Here is a 15534-nt window from a genome sequence, read left to right as displayed (position 1 = left end):
TTTGTCCCGGCCGCCCTTAGGAGGTTCTTGACGCACCGCAGCATAACCGCTGACAATCCGCCCGCTTCAGGGCAAGGAAGGCGGGGTTCATGTGGCGATTCTGGCGGCGGCGCGCTGAGGGGGACGAGAGTAAACGCGGCGAGACGCCGCCTGTTGCGTTTCAGGAAAATTCTCAAGAGCCGGGCAGGGGCATGACCCAACCGGCTGCGACACAAGGAGCATCTATGTCCAGCGAAGGTCTGCACGCGCCGCGGGAGCGGCTTAGCAAAAAGACGATCCACATGCATCAGGCGATCTCCTCCCTGATGGAGGAGCTTGAAGCGGTCGACTGGTATCAGCAGCGGGCTGACGACTGCGACGACGCCTCTTTAAAGGCGATCCTCATCCATAATATGAAGGAAGAGATCGAACACGCCGCGATGGCGCTGGAATGGCTCCGCCGCAACTCCGAGGACTTCGACCACGAATTGAGGAACTATCTTTTCAAGGAGGGGCCGATTACCAAGCTCGAAGCGGAGATCATGGGCCGCGAGAAATAGGCGGCGCGACCTTGGCGCCGGCGGAAACGGGAGCGTGGCGTATTTTCGGGCTTGAAGCAGGCGACATGGCGATGTTGACCGGATGGGCGCTTTACGCCGCCATCTTTTTCACGCCGTTCATTCAGGAAGACGTCGCGGTGATCGGCGCCGCGACGGTCTCGCTGGCGGAGGTCGTGCATACCGAGGCGGTCCTGCCGGTGATCCTGGCGGGGCTGGTCGCTTCCGACGCATGGAAATACTGGATGGGCCGGCTCGCGCGGCGCTATGAATGGGCGCATAAATTCGCGGAAAAGCCGGGCGTTTCCATCGCTGGCGATCTCATCAACAAGGAATTCCTGCAAACGATGCTGACGGCGCGTTTCGTGCCCGGCACGCGCATCCCCACCTATATCGCCGCCGGGTTTTTCAAGGCGCATTATCCGCGCTATATTTTGACCCTCACGCTGACCGCATCCCTATATATCGGCATCGTCTTCGGCCTTTTTCATTCGGTCGGAGCCGTCGCGGGGGAGGAAGCGCTGATCTGGCTGCCGGTGGGCGCCGTCGTTCTGCTGGTCGCCTATATTCTGTTCCGATGGCTCAATCACCGGAGGAAGCATGAAGGCGTGATGACGCCTTTGTCGAAAGAACTCGATCACCCCATGCCGGGGATGCCCGGCTTCGAGGGAACGCCGTTAGAAAAAGACGAAAAAGAAGAGGAGTAACCTCCCATGGATTTCGCCCTTACCGACGAACAGGAAGCCATCCAGGAGATGGCGCGGCGTTTCGCAGAAGACGAACTCGCGCCGAACGCTGCAACATGGGACGAGGATAAGCATTTCCCCGTCGACGTCATCAAAAAGTCGGCTGAGCTTGGCCTCGCCGGAATTTACACGCGCGAAGACGTCGGCGGATCGGGGCTCGGCCGTCTCGACGCGGCGCTGATTTTCGAGGTCTTGTCCGCGGGCTGCACGGCGACGGCGGCTTACATCTCCATTCACAATATGTGTTCGTGGATGATCGACCGCTTTGCGTCGGAAGAGCTCCGCCAGAAATATTGTCCCAAGCTGACGTCGATGGAGATGGTGGCGAGCTATTGCCTCACCGAACCCGGCTCTGGCTCCGATGCGGCGGCGCTGAAAACCAAGGCGGTGAAAGACGGCGACCATTACGTCCTGAACGGCTCGAAGGCGTTCATTTCCGGCGCCGGGGTTTCCGACCTTTATGTGGTCATGGTCAGGACCGGCGGCGACGGGCCAAAAGGCATTTCGACGGTGTTGGTCGAAAAGGGAACGAAGGGCCTCTCCTTCGGCGCCAATGAAAAGAAAATGGGCTGGAACGCCCAGCCGACTGCCATCGTCACGTTCGAGGATTGCCGCGTCCCAGTTTCCAATCGTGTGGGCGAGGAGGGCGAAGGCTTTAAATTCGCGATGATGGGGCTCGACGGCGGGCGTTTGAACATCGCCGCCTGTTCTCTCGGTACGGCGAATGCGGCGCTGAAAGCTGCGCTCGATTATTCCAACGAACGCAAGGCCTTCGGCAAGCGTCTCAACGAACAGCAGGCGCTGCAGTTCAAGCTCGCCGACATGGCGACGGAGCTCGAAGCCGCGCGCATCATGCTCTATCAGGCGGCGTGGAAGCTCGATGAGAAAACACCCGATGCGACGCGCCATTGCGCCATGGCGAAGCGCTTCGTCACCGATGTGGGCTTCAACATCGTCAACGAGGCGCTGCAGATTCATGGCGGTTATGGGTATCTCAAGGATTATCCGCTGGAGCGGATGCTGCGCGACGTGCGCGTGCACCAGATCCTTGAAGGCGCCAACGAAATCATGCGCGTCATCGTCGCGCGAGATTTGCTGAAGGAATATCAGGCGTAGGGAAGCGTCCCCATGAAGATCCTTATCGTCATCCTTACGTTTCTCACCGGCCTCGCCCTGATTGCCTATTCCTATATCAGCGCGTTCATTCGTCTCGCCGAGCTGACCGGCGACGATCTTGACGCCGGCAACCCTTTCGGCGCCATCGACCGGGTCATGGCGTTCATGAATTCCGGCGAAGTCCCGCAGATGATGAACTTTCTTTATCTCGGCGCATTTGTGATCGCCCTTGGCGTCTTTTATATGTTCTTTGGAGGAAGCCGGAAAGCCAATGACGAGTGATATTCTCTTTGAACAGACCGGCGACTGGGGCGTCATTACGCTCAATCGTGAAAAGGCGCTGAATGCGCTCACATGGGATATGGTCAAGGCCATGCGCGCAAAGCTCGTCGAGTGGGCCGGCGCGCGCTCTCCGGTGAAGGCGGTGCTAGTGAAAGGCGAAGGCGAGCGCGCTTTCTGCGCCGGCGGGGACATCCGCTGGCTGCGCGATGCGGCGCGCGAAGATCCGGCTTATGCGTCCGAGTTTTTTCGCGAGGAATACCGCAACAACTCGCTCATCTATCATTATCCGAAACCTTATGTGGCGCTGATCGACGGCATCGTCATGGGCGGCGGCGTCGGGATTTCCGTGCATGGCGATTTTCGCGTCGCCGGCGACGCCACGCTGTTCGCCATGCCCGAAACCGGCATCGGGTTGTTTCCCGATGTGGGCGGCGGTCATTTCATGCCACGCCTTCATGACGGGCTCGGGCTTTATTACGCGCTCACCGGCGCGCGGGCGAAGGCGGTCGACTGCATGGCGGCGGGCGTCGCGACCCATTACGTCCCGGCGGACAAATATTCCGAACTCGCAACGGCGCTTGTGAAAACGCGGCTCGGCGGCCACGCCCATGCGGATATCGAGACCGTGCTCGATATTTATGCGGGCGATCCCGGTCATGCGCCAGTCAACGACATCCGAGAGCCGATTGCGAGGCTGTTTCAGGGACACGAAACGCTGGATAGTCTCATGCAGGCCCTTGAAGGCGATAAGAGTGATTTTGCGAAAGACACGGTGAAAAGCCTCTCGCGCATGTCGCCGACTTCCATGCGTCTTACCTTCGAGCAGATGAAGCGTGGCCGCGAACTCGACTTCGACGACGTCATGAAAATGGAGTTCCGCATGGTGCGCCGGGTCATGGAAGGCCATGACTTCTTTGAGGGCGTGCGCGCGCAGGTCATCGACAAGGACCGCAATCCGAAATGGAGCCCCGCATCGCTGTCCGAGATCAACGACAAGGACATCGCGCCTTATTTTGAACCGCTCGGCGAAGCGGAGTTGGTATTGCCATGAGCTACTGGCTTCTGAAAACCGAGCCCGATGACTGGTCGTGGGACCAACAGGTGAAGGCCGGAAAAAAAGGTGAGGCCTGGACCGGCGTCCGCAACGCCCAGGCGCGCAATTTCATGCGCGAGATGAAAAAGGACGATCTCGCTTTTTTCTATCACACGGGCGACGAAAAACGCATTGTCGGCGTCGTAAAGGTCGCGAAGGAAGCCTATCAGGACCCTACGACCGATGACGAACGCTGGCTGGTGGTCGATGTGGTTGCGATCGAGCCGGTTCCGACGCCGGTAACGCTTGCCGACATCAAGAGCGAACCGAAGCTCGCCGAGATGAAACTTGTGAAAAATGCACGGCTTTCCGTTCAGCCGGTGACGGCCGCCGAATGGAAACTGGTGAGCAAGATGGTCGGCCTCAAATAGGAAAGACGACGCAATGACAACCGTTCTTATCACCGGCGCCAATCGCGGCATCGGTCTCGAATTCGTGAAGCAATATGCAGGCGAGGGCGCGCGGGTTCACGCCTGCTGCCGCTCGCCGAAAAAGGCGGACGATCTGAAAGCCGTCAATGGCGACGTCGTTATTCACCGGCTCGACGTATCGGATTTTGCGGCGTTCAAGACACTGGCGAAAGACATCGACGAGCCGCTGGATGTTGTCGTCGCCAATGCCGGGGCGGGCGGCAAGGATGTGGGCGATTTCGGCGCAATCGATTATGCCGCTTTTTCAAAACTCCTGCAGGTGAACACGATCGGTCCCGTGGCCACGCTGGAAGCGTTTGCGCCGCACCTGAAAAAAGCCAAAGGCAAATTCGCGGCGATCTCCTCCGTGCTCGCCTCCATTGAAAACGCCGGCGGCTATGCGCCTGCCTATTCCACATCGAAAGCCGGGCTCGACATGGCGATGAAGGCGCTGGCGCCACAGCTCGCAGAGGCGGGCGTCGCGGTCGGGCCGTTTCATCCCGGCTGGGTGAAAACCGATATGGGCGGGCCGTCAGCGCCGGTGACGCCGGAGGAGAGCGTCAAGGGCTTGCGCAAACAGATCGCCGCCATGAAACCGGGCGTCGTGCGCCTTGTCGCCTATGACGGCGACGTCATTGCCTGGTAAAAAATATAAAACGGGAGAAAGAAACCTCATGACGAAAATCGGATTTATCGGGCTCGGCAATATGGGCGGGCCCATGGCCGCCAATCTCGCCAAGGCGGGCTTTGACGTCACGGCGACGGATCTCTCTATCGGAGCCGTCGATCGCGCCGTTGAGGCGGGATGCAAGCGCGGCGACACGGTGGCGTCGACGGTGAAAGACGCTGATGTCGTTATTTCCATGCTCCCCGCTGGCGCTCATGTGCGGTCTGTCTATACGGAAAGCTACGGCGTCATCGCCAATGCGAAGAAGGGCGCGCTCTTCATCGACTCATCGACCATCGACATCGACAGCGCCCGCGCGGTGAACGCCGCGGCGACGGACAAGGATTTCGCCATGGTCGATGCGCCGGTGTCGGGCGGCGTCGCCGCGGCCACGGGGGCGACGCTCACTTTCATGGTGGGCGGCGAGGAAACCGCGTTCGAGCGCGCAAAGCCCGTGCTCGAGAAAATGGGCAAGAATGTTTTTTACGCAGGCGACGCCGGCAACGGACAGGTCGCGAAGATCTGCAACAATATGCTCCTCGGCATATCCATGATCGCCACCTGCGAGGCGTTCAACCTTGCCGAAAAACTCGGCCTCGACGCGCAGACATTCTTCGACATTTCCTCGACCGCCTCGGGCCAGTGCTGGTCCATGACGAGCTATTGCCCGGCGCCCGGACCCGTGCCCAATGCGCCGTCGAACCGCGAGTACAAGCCGGGTTTCGCCGCGGCCATGATGCTGAAAGACATGCGCCTCGCCAATGAGGCGGCGCATAAGGCGAAAGCCGCGACGCCGCTCGGCGCGCAGTCGGAAGCGATCTATGCGCTGATGGAGGCCGCCGGCAAGGACGGGCTCGACTTCTCAGGCGTGATGAAACTGATCCGTGGGGATATCTAAACTCTAGGCGGCGGGCCGGGCGGCCTTTCGCCTGGCTCCGGCGCTTCGGCGGAGCCCGGCTTCACATCTTTCATGAAGGCAAGGCCTGCCTCGATCTCGTTCTGCCAGGCGACGCGCGCTTTTTTGACGACGCCGGTCTGCTCGAAACGCAGCATGACGATGGGCGGCAAAGGCTGCATGCCTTCAAGATGCACATAGGCGCCGCCGTCGCTCACATTGCGGATGACGCAGCGCACCTGATCGCTTTTCGAGAGATAAAGCTTGCCAGGGCGGAAAACCGCTTCGCGTTTTTCCCGTTCGGGCGGCCCGCGGCGTTTCGGCGGCGGAATGCGGCCGTCCGTAATGGTCGGCGCCGCGCCTTTAATCGCCGCCAGCCTTTCCGAGAGCCGATCGTTCTTCTTCCGCATCCTCAATCCGTTCCGGGCGTCCGGACCTCCCCATCCGGCGCTTTATAAAGTTTCTACAATTATAGCAACTTTAGGTGGCGCTGGTGTTAACGGAAGATTGATGAGGCCTAAATGTAATGTCCCGGGATGGGGCATGTTTTCCGGGGCCCGGACTAGCTTTTCCGATATTTCGACCCCATTTTGCGACCCATGTCCGCAGAACTCGATCAGGAATTCGTTTCAGAGCCGTCCCCATTCGGGAAATCCATCGCGCGCATGTTCAAGGTGCTGCTACGGCCTGAGCTCGCCAAATGGCGTTTCCGGATCGCGCTCGCCTTTATCGTGACCGTCGTCTCCAAGGGCTTTGCGGTGATCGCCCCGGTGTTCATGGGCGAGGGGGTCAATCGCATTATTGACGGCGATGCGGCGAGAGCCGGGCTGTCTTTCGCTGCGTTCTTCATTCTCTTCGCCGCGGCGCGCTTCGCGTCCAACGCGCTTCCTTATGTGCGCGACGGATTTTTCTCGCCGGTGACTCAGGACGCCCAGCGGCTGCTCGCCGTAGACGCCTTTCGCCATTCGCAGCATCTCGACTTGCAGTTCCACCTGACCCGGCGTTCGGGCGCTTTGAACCGCATCATTGAGCGCGGCGCCGGCGCCATGGATTATCTCTTCCGCTTTCTCGCCTTCAATATCGGTCCGACCATTGTGGAGCTTTGCTTCGCCGCGGTGGTGCTGGCGGTGGTTTACGGGCTTCAGTTTTCCCTGACGATTATCGTCGTTATCGTCATCTATTCGGGCTTCACGATCGTTGTCACCGAATGGCGCAACAAGCAGCGCCGGGCCATGAACGAGGCGGACACAAGGCTGCGCGGCATCGCGCTCGATACGCTGGCGAATTTCGAAACGGTGAAAGCCTTCGCCGCGGAAGACCGCGAAGCGGCGCGCTATGACCGCGCAATGGATGACTATAACGGCCACATGGTGAAGGTGCAGCAGTCCCTGTCGGTGCTGAACGCCGGGCAGGAGCTCATCATGACTGGCGGGCTTCTGGCGGCGGCGCTGCTGGCTGGCTATGGCGCGCTCAACGGAACCATGAAAGCCGGCGACGTGACCGCCGTCATCCTGATGCTGTTCAACATTTATCGCCCGCTCAACATTCTCGGCTGGGCGTGGCGCGAGATCAAACAGGGCTCTGTGGATATCGAAAAACTGTTTGCGCTGATGGATCGCAAACCTGAAGTCGCCGACGCGCCAGACGCGACATCGTTCACTCCGAAAATCGGCGAAGTTGTCTTCGAGCATGTCTCCTTCGCTCATGAAGGGCGTGCGAGCGGGCTCAAAGACGTTTCTTTCACCGTGCCCGGCGGCGCCTTTGTGGGCGTCGTGGGCCCGTCCGGCGCCGGCAAGTCGACGGTTCTGAAACTTCTGTTCCGGTTTTACGATCCGGTGACGGGACGCATCCGCATCGACGGACAGGATATTCGCGACGTGTCGCAGCAGTCTTTGCGCGCCGCTCTTGGCCTCGTGCCGCAGGAGGTGGTGCTTTTCAACGACACGCTGCGCTTCAATCTCGCCTATGCGCGGCTCGACGCGAGCGATGCGGAGATCATGGCCGCGGCGGAGCGGGCGCAATTGCGCGGCTTTATCGATAGCCTGCCGGCGGGGCTCGACACTAAAGTCGGCGAGCGCGGCCTCAAGCTTTCAGGCGGTGAAAAACAGCGCGTCGGCGTCGCCCGCGCGATCCTTCTCGATCCGTCGATCCTCATTCTTGACGAAGCGACGTCGTCGCTCGATTCAACCACGGAGCAGGAAGTGCAGGCAGCGCTGAAAGAAGCGGCGCGCGGACGGACGACCATCGCCGTGGCGCACCGCCTCTCGACAATCGCCGGCGCCGATACGATTCTTGTTTTCGATAATGGCGAAATCGTCGAACAGGGCCGTCATCACGAACTGATCGCGAAGGACGGGCTTTATGCGGCGCTGTGGCGGCGCCAGAGCCAGGCGAGCGAGGGTGCGCTCGAAGGGCTGGAGCTGCAAATGGCGCGCGGGCGTTAGTTAGGCTTTTGCGCTTTTTGGGGTTTGCGCGCGGGTCCACCGGGCGATGACCGTCTCGAGCGCATCCTGTTTGACTGGCTTCGGGAGATAATCGTCCATACCGGCGTCGATGCAGCGCTGACGGTCCTCGCGCAGCGCATGGGCCGTAACCCCGATGATCGGCGCATAGGCGCCGGCGTTTTCCTGCAGCTTGCGGATATGCGCGGTCGCCTCAGACCCGTCCATTTCAGGCATGGACATGTCCATGAGCACGATGTCGGGTTTACGCTCCTGATATTTCTCAACCGCCAGCCGGCCGTTTGATGCGATGGCGACATCGCAGGAGAGCTTCTCCAGCATCGCCTTGATCACCATCTGATTGACGATGTTGTCTTCGGCGACGAGGACGTTGAGGGGCGATCCGTCCGCTGTGAAGGGACAGCCATTCGGATTGGCAGCAACAGCGAGCGCTTCGGTTTTGGTCCGGAGTTGCGCGACGGCGCCGTCATTCAAGGCGGTCAGTATCGCGTCGAGCAGCATGGAGGAGCGCGCAGGCTTGACGAGATAGGCGGAGAAGAGATCGCCCGCTAGGCCCGATGGATCGCCCTTGCGTCCAGCGGAGGTGAGGAGCACCAGCGGGGTCTGCGCGACCTTCCTGTCGCTTTTGATGATGCGCGCGAGTTCGATGCCGTCGGCGCCCGGCATCTGAAAGTCGAGAATGCCGATGGCGTAAGGGTCCGCTCCCGCAGCGGCGGCGCGCAGCATCTTCAGGGCCTCTTCCGCGCTTTCGGCGACGTCGGCGGCGAGCCCCCATGACGCGAGTTGTTCTTTTAGGATCGTGCGGTTCACCGCGTTGTCGTCGACGATGATGGCGCGCTTGCCGGCGAATGAGGCTTCAGAAACTGCGATCTCCATGGGCGCGCTGTCATCGATAGCGAGCGGGAGGCGAATGCGGAAGGTGGAGCCTTTCCCGATTTCGCTTTCGACGGAAATGTCGCCGCCCATGGCCTCGATCATCTTCTTGCTGATGGCGAGGCCGAGCCCGGCGCCGTTGTGCTTGCGCGCGGCGGACCCGTCGACCTGTTCGAACTCCTCGAAAATCGCTTTCAGCTTCTGTTCGGGAATGCCGCAGCCTGTGTCGGTGACGGCGATGGCGACGTCGGCGATCTCGCCCCGGCGCACGCCGCCGACCTCGACAAGGATATGACCTTTTTCCGTAAACTTGACAGCGTTGCCCACAAGGTTGGTGATGACCTGGCGCAGCCGGCCCGGATCGCCGATGAAGTGGCGATCGACTTCCGGATCGTAGCGCACCATCAGTTCAAGATTTTTCTCTTCCACCGGGAGCGAAAGGAGCGTCGCGACGTCTTCAACGCATTCGCGCAGCCTGAATTGCTCTTTGACGAGGCGCAGCTTTCCGGCTTCGAGACGGGAGAAATCAAGAATGTCATTGATGATCTTGAGGAGCGCGTCGCCGGAGCTGACAATGACGCGCGCCATGTCGGCCTGATTTTCATCGAGCTTCGTGTCGAGCAACAGTGAGGCCATGCCGATAACGCCGTTCATGGGCGTCCTGATTTCATGACTCATATTGGCGAGGAATTCCGACTTTGCGCGGTTCGCCCCCTCCGCTTCTTCTTTCGAGGCGCGCAACTGCTCCGAAAGCGCGCGCAATTCATCCTCGCGGATTTGCTGCTGCGTGATGTCGCGATAGGTGATGACGAGGCCGCCATAGGGACGGCGGCGGACGCTTTCTTCGATAATCACACCGTCTTTCTGACGGCGAGTGGCGCGGAAATCTTCACCGGCGTTAAGGGCGGCTTCGCAATCTTCAAAATATTCATTGACCGTCGCATACTCATACATGCCATGCTTGATGCCGAGATCGAGAAGCGTCCTGAGATCGCTGCCGATGGCCCAGGCGTCTTTCGGCAGGCCCGATATGCGCCACGCTTTTTCATTGAGCTCGATGATCGTATAGCTGTCGTCGATAACGACGACCCCTTGCGCCATGGATTCCAGCACTTCGGCCATGAGCTGTGATTTTTCGGCGATGTCCTCGGTGCGCACACGCACCAGTTCTTCAAGATTGGCGTTTGTCTCCTCAAGTTTTTTGCGCGCCTCATCTGCGGCGACCCGCGCTTTCATGCTTTCGGAAATGTCGTGGGCGACGCCGCGATAGCCTTTGAATTCTCCATCGTCGCCAAAAACAGGTTTGGCGCTGCTTTCGATCCAGACCGATCGCCCATTGTCGAAGTCAACGCACGAAATGAACCCATTAATGGGCTTTCGCTGGCGGATGGTCTCGCGTAATTCGGCCCAGGCCTCCTCGCTGACCTTGTTGCCGGTCATGGCCATTTTCTTGCCGATGAAACTGGAGTGGTCGACGCCGGTGACTTCTCTCGCGCGATCGGAGATGTGCGTGTAACGTAAATCCGCGTCGATTTCCCAGACCCAGTCGCCGGCGGTCTCTGCGAAATCGCGGTAACGCGCCTCGCTGTCGCGCAGCCGCTCTTCCGCCGCCGCTTGGTCGGTAATATCTTTCGACCAGCCGACATAGCCGGTGAAGACGCCGTTATTGTCGAATTGGGGCATCGCAAATTCGGCGACGCACATGACGTCGCCATTCGCTTTCATGACGTTATGACGCAACCCTTCGATAGGCAGGCGTTTTTCGAACAGCGCAATGAACTTTTCTTCGGCTTTGATGGATTTGCCGTTGTCGAGCTGCGACAGATTGAGGCCGTAAGTGCCGATCCTGTGCGCGGGCGAGCGCCCTGTGATTCTTTCGAAATTCGGCGAGATATAGACAAGCTCACCTTTTGCATTGAATTCCCAGGCCCAATCCGAAGCGTTTTCCACGAAATTCCGGAAGCGCATTGCGGCGCGTTCCGCATGTTGTTCCACGGCCTGCTTGCTGATGGAGATTTCGGCGAGGACACGGCCGAAGTGATTGTTGTGAAAATGCGCGATGAGGGCGCCAGTTAGCATGACGCCGCCCATAATCATGAGGTCGTTGTCGCCGGACAAAAACATAATCGGCGTAAATGGAAGCACACAGATAACTAGCGGCACGCTGGAGGTGCGCGGCAGCGCCGTGAGTCCCATGCCGCTCGCGACGCCGGAATAAAGGCACCAGAGGCCGAGCATGATGAGGTCCAGTTTGCTGGAAAACTGAGCGAGATAAATCGCGAGCGAGATGCAGGCGAGTGCAAGCCCGGCCGAAACGAAAGGCACGGCGTGCATGTGCCGGCGCTTGTTTTCGGGCGACATGGCATTGATGTCGAGGCGCATCCAGGCCGGAATGCGGTATGCCAGGAAAGCGATATAAACGCCGAGGCTGAGCAGGATGACTGTTTCGGATTGCTCGAAAAACCGGTAGCCGATAAGCGCGGATGTGACGCCGATCCCGGCAAGCACGCGGGGCAGTTGCTGTTTCAGCTCCCGCATTTGCCGGTCGATGACAACGTCAGGCGTATTTTCGCCTGGCGCGCCCAGAAGAACGGCGATCTTCCCTAGCATTTTTTGCATCGGATGGAGGCTCCGGATATTGTGTCCGGCAGTTTCTTGAATCTTGGTTAACTGGCCGTTTAGCTGGCGCAAATGACCTGGCTTTACAAAGCCATATTTTCATGAAAGGCCGCTGGCGTCCTGCGGAAAAGAAGAGTTAACAATTTCCTATCAGGGTTGAGGGAGCCAAAGGGGAAGAGAGATGAGCATCACGCCGCCATCTGCGCGCGAGGAATTTTCAGGACTCTCCGGTTTTTACGAAAGCGAGATCGCGCCCTATCTGCGCGCCAAGGAGGATGCGCGCCAGCAGGCCGTGATGCAGGCCGGGCTGATCATTATCGCCGCGGCGGTCGCAGCTTTCGCCGTGTTTCGCTACGCTCCGTTCGGCGACGGGAATATTCAGGCCGGCGTCATTACGGGCATGATGGGCCTTGCCGCCGCGACCTGGCGCGTCAACAAGACAAGAGGCGATATCACCGGCGGATTGTTGCAACGGATTTGCGGCAAGCTCGGCTATGCCTATCGCCGGAACATCGGACGGCCTTCCTATTTCGCCGATTATGACAGGTTGAAACTGGTCCCATCATTCAATCGGGAAAGCTGGGAGGACGAAGTCCGCGGCGCACGGCACGGAGCGGAGTTCGTTTTTTGCGAAGCGCATCTGAAATACAAGTCCAGCGGCAAGAATTCATCGACGCGCACCGTCTTTCACGGCCAATTGCTCGTCATCGATTATCACAAGAAATTCCTGGGCGAGACGGTCGTGCGCCGCGACGCGGGGATTTTGAACCGTCTCGGCAAGCCCGGCCGCGAGTTTCAGAATGTTGGCATCGTCTCGCCGCAATTCGAGAAGATTTTCGAGGCATGGTCCACCGATCAGGTGGAGGCGCGCGAGCTGCTCGATCCTCTAGTGCTGGAGCGGTTTGAAGAGCTCGACCGGCTTTTCAACGGCGCGAAATTGCGCGCGGCTTTCACGGGCGGGAAGCTTTGTCTTGCGCTCGAGACCGGCGACAAGCTGAATATGGGATCGATGTTCGCGCCGCTGGAAGGACCGTCCCGCGTCGACCGCATTCTCCACGAATTCGATCTTATTTTCGATCTGACTGATGTTCTCTTGAAACGCATCGACGGCCGTCTTGACGGCGCTTTCAGCGTGGATGCTGTGCGTCCGGGTTAAACCGCGTGACGCAGCCGTCGGCCGTTTTCTGGCGCAGGCTGTTCGGAATGTTCCACTATGACGGCGCGGTCGCGCGAGCGCGCATCCGTCACCATGCGGCGAAACTTCACCGGGTTGGCCATGGGATGGGTGCGGATCTCGCTGTCGCCGGTGCCGGAGACTTCAACCACGCCGAAGCCAAAGATGCGGCCCCAGAACCCTTGATGCAGTTCAATCTGCTCCAAGGTCGAAACGCCGAGCTCCATGGTTTCGCGCGTGAACAATCCCTTTTTATAAACGATCCGGCGGGTAGTCAGCGCCGATTCCGTGGTTGCAAAGTGCACCATCATCAACACCCAGATGAGAATGCCGACGCCGACGATGCCGAGCAGCAGCAAGGCGCCCCACGCGGCCACATGATAGGGCCACGGGAAGCGGGCGATCATCAGAATCTCCTCGTCCGAACCGAGGCTGGATTTTACATAAGACATGGCGTCGCCTGCCGCTGGTTGCGTCACAGGAACACCAAATCTTCTCAAAAGTTGCCTGGACGGCTTTTTAGACCACCGCCGGGGGCTGCGGGCCGGGGCCGTAGGCGTTCGGCCCGTCCGACGGCTTGGTGAGGAAGATGAGGGCGATGACTAGATTCACGAGCGGGATGAACAAAAGGATCACCCAGAGCGCCGGCTTGCCGATGTCGTGGAAGCGCCTGATCCCCACGGCGACGTTCGGAACGACGAGCGCGAGCCAGTAGACCCAGCCCAAAAGTCCTCCCATCCCGAACGTGCGGCTGACCGCCGTCACGAGGACATAGCCGACGATATAGGCCAGTATCCACCACCAGAACTCAGCCCGGCCGGAACGGCCGTCAAAGTTGGCGTAGTTGTTGAGAACCGTTTTGACCGCCTGCATGAAATCCATGACGCCCTCCTTTTGAGGTCGGAACATCCGACTTTAAAGCGGTTCGCGCTCCTTGCAAGGAGCGTTCAGCGGACGAGCGTCAGCCGTTCCGCCGCCCTTGTGACGCCCGTATAGAGCCAGCGCGCCCCATGTTCGCGGAACATGTAGCTTTCGTCGAACAGCACCACATTGTCCCATTGCGAGCCTTGCGCCTTGTGAACGGTAAGGGCGTAGCCATAGTCGAATTCGTCCGCGCCCTTGCGCTGCGGCCATGGCACGGCTTCCGGCCCGTCGGTGAAAAAGGCGCGCGGGACGGTGACATTAACGGCCTTGCCGCCTTCTTCCGGCGATACGGAAAACCGCACGCGCCCGCCGCGCGGGCTCATGCGCTGCTTCACCGTCCAGATGCCGCCGTTCAAGAGGCCCTTTTTCTTGTTGTTCCGCAGACAGACGAGTTTTTCTCCAGCTTCGGGAGAGGTGTCTGAGAATCCGTGCAGCTCACGCAGGCGGTCATTGTAACGCTTGCGCGTCTTGTTGGCGCCGACGAGAATCTGGTCGGCCGCCATGATTTCTTCGGTCTCAATGTCGCGCCGGGAGATGAGGCGGCATTCGTCCGATTGTTCGTCGAAAGGCTCCCCTTCGCGGATCGCCATGGAAAGGCGGATGATCGGATTATCCGCCGCCTGGCGATGGATTTCCGTCAGCATGAAATCGGGCTCGCCTTCGGTGAAAAAGCCGCCGCCCTTGACCGGGGGCAACTGCGCCGGATCGCCGAGCACGAGGACGGGCTTATTGAACGAGAGGAGGTCTCGGCCAAGCTCCTCATCCACCATGGAGCATTCGTCGATGATGATGAGATCGGCGTCGGCGGCGCGCGCGTCGTAGCGGATGGTGAAGGAGGGCTCGCCTTCCTCCTCGTCGCCGCCGGAGGGGCGATAGATAAGGGAATGAATGGTCGTCGCGCCGGCGCACCCCTTTTGGCGCATCACATGCGCCGCCTTGCCGGTGAAGGCCGCAAAGGCGACGTCGCCGCCGGCGTTCTCCGCGATGTGGCGCGCCATGGTGGTTTTTCCCGCGCCCGCATAGCCGAACAGGCGGAAGACCTGACGGTCGCGGTCTTTCAGCCAGCGGTCGACAGCGAGAAGGGCGTTATCCTGTTCGGGAGACCAGTTCATGAGACTCTATTGCGGACATTAGGCGAATTTTCAACAGCTCTATCGTCTCTTGCCAATGATTTATACTCCAGTGAATATGCCTGGATGAGATTATGGCTATACTCAATACTTGCGGGTGCTTCGCTCAGCTATTTGGGCGCAGCAAACGCTGTGCAAACAGATCACGCCGATACTTCCGGCTCCGACCCAGATGTCAAATCTGATGTGACTGTGGAAACATCAATGCTTAGACTGAAGGAAACTGGGGAAAGGCGCATTTGTCTCAGATACAGGAAGATTAAAGCGATCACGCCAGTGGCTCAGGACACTTTTCTTTTTGAGTCTGAAGGAAAACTCTTTCTCAATACGACTCAAAGCGAATGCTTTTACGACCCCAACGTACAGATAAACGTTCGGTTGCTTCTAAACTCAGCAAATGTCTGTAAGAATAATCTTATTCGCATTTATGCGAAGAATGATGTTAGACCATGGCGCGGCCAATGTACGTTGAGCGACTTTCGGGAAGTAGAAATAGCTCCTTTGGAATAACTGCAGTTCAGCTCTTTTTTTAACTCAACTCCACCCCCGGCCCCTGGCCGGATGGCTTGTCCTTGCCGCATTCTTTTCGGTCGACGCCTTCACCTTT

15 protein-coding genes are annotated in these 15534 nt (G+C 59.3%); 10 read left to right on the top strand and 5 right to left on the bottom strand.

Translation table 11 applies throughout. From position 1 onward, the window contains the following. Positions 1–224: 224 nt before the first annotated feature. Genes ACQY5P_RS05370 through mmsB form a run of 8 tightly spaced genes read left to right on the top strand, consistent with a single transcriptional unit; the run spans position 225 to position 5748 of the window. Complete coding sequence (locus tag ACQY5P_RS05370; RefSeq protein WP_428409818.1) at positions 225–539, top strand: encapsulin-associated ferritin-like protein; 315 nt, start codon at positions 225–227, stop codon at positions 537–539. Positions 540–550: 11 nt separating this feature from the next. Further along, the gene (locus ACQY5P_RS05365) at positions 551–1243 is read left to right on the top strand and encodes a DedA family protein (protein WP_428409817.1); all 693 of its coding nucleotides are present in this window, start codon (positions 551–553) and stop codon (positions 1241–1243) included. Between the two features lie 6 nt (positions 1244–1249). After that, complete coding sequence (locus ACQY5P_RS05360; RefSeq protein ID WP_428409816.1) at positions 1250–2398, top strand: isobutyryl-CoA dehydrogenase; 1149 nt, start codon at positions 1250–1252, stop codon at positions 2396–2398. Between the two features lie 12 nt (positions 2399–2410). Continuing rightward, positions 2411–2680 carry a hypothetical protein gene (locus ACQY5P_RS05355; protein WP_428409815.1) on the top strand — a complete coding sequence of 90 codons (270 nt, stop codon included), beginning with the start codon at positions 2411–2413 and terminating at the stop codon, positions 2678–2680. After that, a complete protein-coding gene (locus ACQY5P_RS05350; protein WP_428409814.1) occupies positions 2670–3731 on the top strand; it encodes an enoyl-CoA hydratase/isomerase family protein in 1062 nt (353 codons plus the stop codon). Before ACQY5P_RS05355 ends, ACQY5P_RS05350 begins: the two co-directional genes overlap by 11 nt. Then, complete coding sequence (locus ACQY5P_RS05345; RefSeq protein ID WP_428409813.1) at positions 3728–4144, top strand: EVE domain-containing protein; 417 nt, start codon at positions 3728–3730, stop codon at positions 4142–4144. Before ACQY5P_RS05350 ends, ACQY5P_RS05345 begins: the two co-directional genes overlap by 4 nt. Positions 4145–4157: 13 nt before the next feature. Continuing rightward, a complete protein-coding gene (locus ACQY5P_RS05340; RefSeq protein WP_428409812.1) occupies positions 4158–4829 on the top strand; it encodes an SDR family oxidoreductase in 672 nt (223 codons plus the stop codon). A gap of 28 nt (positions 4830–4857) precedes the next feature. Continuing rightward, complete coding sequence (mmsB, locus tag ACQY5P_RS05335) at positions 4858–5748, top strand: 3-hydroxyisobutyrate dehydrogenase (RefSeq protein ID WP_428409811.1); 891 nt, start codon at positions 4858–4860, stop codon at positions 5746–5748. Here the strand turns inward: mmsB and ACQY5P_RS05330 are convergent. Beyond that, positions 5745–6155 (bottom strand): PilZ domain-containing protein, encoded by a 411-nt coding sequence (locus tag ACQY5P_RS05330; RefSeq protein WP_428409810.1) that lies wholly within the window; start codon positions 6153–6155, stop codon positions 5745–5747. The two genes, mmsB and ACQY5P_RS05330, sit on opposite strands and share 4 nt — an antisense overlap. Positions 6156–6344: 189 nt before the next feature. Here ACQY5P_RS05330 and ACQY5P_RS05325 point away from each other — a divergent pair, with 189 nt between their 5' ends. Next, a complete protein-coding gene (locus ACQY5P_RS05325; RefSeq protein ID WP_428409809.1) occupies positions 6345–8189 on the top strand; it encodes an ABCB family ABC transporter ATP-binding protein/permease in 1845 nt (614 codons plus the stop codon). Here ACQY5P_RS05325 and ACQY5P_RS05320 read toward each other — a convergent pair whose 3' ends face one another. Continuing rightward, on the bottom strand, positions 8190–11699 hold the full coding sequence (locus ACQY5P_RS05320; protein ID WP_428409808.1) for a response regulator: 3510 nt from the start codon (positions 11697–11699) through the stop codon (positions 8190–8192). Between the two features lie 181 nt (positions 11700–11880). Between ACQY5P_RS05320 and ACQY5P_RS05315 the strand changes: the two genes are divergently transcribed. Beyond that, a complete protein-coding gene (locus ACQY5P_RS05315) occupies positions 11881–12855 on the top strand; it encodes a DUF3137 domain-containing protein (protein WP_428409806.1) in 975 nt (324 codons plus the stop codon). Here the strand turns inward: ACQY5P_RS05315 and ACQY5P_RS05310 are convergent. From ACQY5P_RS05310 to ACQY5P_RS05300, 3 genes are read right to left on the bottom strand one after another with little or no spacing between them, the layout of a single operon-like run. Then, positions 12852–13352: a PH domain-containing protein gene (locus ACQY5P_RS05310; RefSeq protein ID WP_428409805.1), complete on the bottom strand. Its 501-nt coding sequence runs from the start codon at positions 13350–13352 to the stop codon at positions 12852–12854. The genes ACQY5P_RS05315 and ACQY5P_RS05310 overlap by 4 nt on opposite strands. Positions 13353–13392: 40 nt before the next feature. Further along, positions 13393–13782 carry a DUF805 domain-containing protein gene (locus ACQY5P_RS05305; protein WP_428409804.1) on the bottom strand — a complete coding sequence of 130 codons (390 nt, stop codon included), beginning with the start codon at positions 13780–13782 and terminating at the stop codon, positions 13393–13395. Between the two features lie 38 nt (positions 13783–13820). Beyond that, complete coding sequence (locus ACQY5P_RS05300; protein WP_428409803.1) at positions 13821–14909, bottom strand: ATP-dependent DNA helicase; 1089 nt, start codon at positions 14907–14909, stop codon at positions 13821–13823. Positions 14910–15534: the final 625 nt, after the last annotated feature.

Source organism: Hyphococcus sp. (genome assembly GCF_965267305.1).
Taxonomy (GTDB): Bacteria; Pseudomonadota; Alphaproteobacteria; order Caulobacterales; family Parvularculaceae; genus Hyphococcus.
Note: the sequence above shows the minus strand (reverse complement) of the source record. Positions and strands in the feature narration are given on the sequence as shown.

Excerpts from the sequence above, each read along its gene's own strand:
- ACQY5P_RS05330 (WP_428409810.1), bottom strand. The coding sequence starts at position 6,155 with ATGCGGAAGAAGAACGATCGGCTCTCGGAAAGGCTGGCGGCGATTAAA.
- ACQY5P_RS05355 (WP_428409815.1), top strand. The coding sequence starts at position 2,411 with ATGAAGATCCTTATCGTCATCCTTACGTTTCTCACCGGCCTCGCCCTG.
- mmsB (WP_428409811.1), top strand. The coding sequence starts at position 4,858 with ATGACGAAAATCGGATTTATCGGGCTCGGCAATATGGGCGGGCCCATG.
- ACQY5P_RS05370 (WP_428409818.1), top strand. The coding sequence starts at position 225 with ATGTCCAGCGAAGGTCTGCACGCGCCGCGGGAGCGGCTTAGCAAAAAG.
- ACQY5P_RS05305 (WP_428409804.1), bottom strand. The coding sequence starts at position 13,782 with ATGTTCCGACCTCAAAAGGAGGGCGTCATGGATTTCATGCAGGCGGTC.
- ACQY5P_RS05325 (WP_428409809.1), top strand. The coding sequence starts at position 6,345 with ATGTCCGCAGAACTCGATCAGGAATTCGTTTCAGAGCCGTCCCCATTC.
- ACQY5P_RS05345 (WP_428409813.1), top strand. The coding sequence starts at position 3,728 with ATGAGCTACTGGCTTCTGAAAACCGAGCCCGATGACTGGTCGTGGGAC.
- ACQY5P_RS05340 (WP_428409812.1), top strand. The coding sequence starts at position 4,158 with ATGACAACCGTTCTTATCACCGGCGCCAATCGCGGCATCGGTCTCGAA.
- ACQY5P_RS05320 (WP_428409808.1), bottom strand. The coding sequence starts at position 11,699 with ATGCAAAAAATGCTAGGGAAGATCGCCGTTCTTCTGGGCGCGCCAGGC.
- ACQY5P_RS05315 (WP_428409806.1), top strand. The coding sequence starts at position 11,881 with ATGAGCATCACGCCGCCATCTGCGCGCGAGGAATTTTCAGGACTCTCC.
- ACQY5P_RS05360 (WP_428409816.1), top strand. The coding sequence starts at position 1,250 with ATGGATTTCGCCCTTACCGACGAACAGGAAGCCATCCAGGAGATGGCG.
- ACQY5P_RS05350 (WP_428409814.1), top strand. The coding sequence starts at position 2,670 with ATGACGAGTGATATTCTCTTTGAACAGACCGGCGACTGGGGCGTCATT.
- ACQY5P_RS05300 (WP_428409803.1), bottom strand. The coding sequence starts at position 14,909 with ATGAACTGGTCTCCCGAACAGGATAACGCCCTTCTCGCTGTCGACCGC.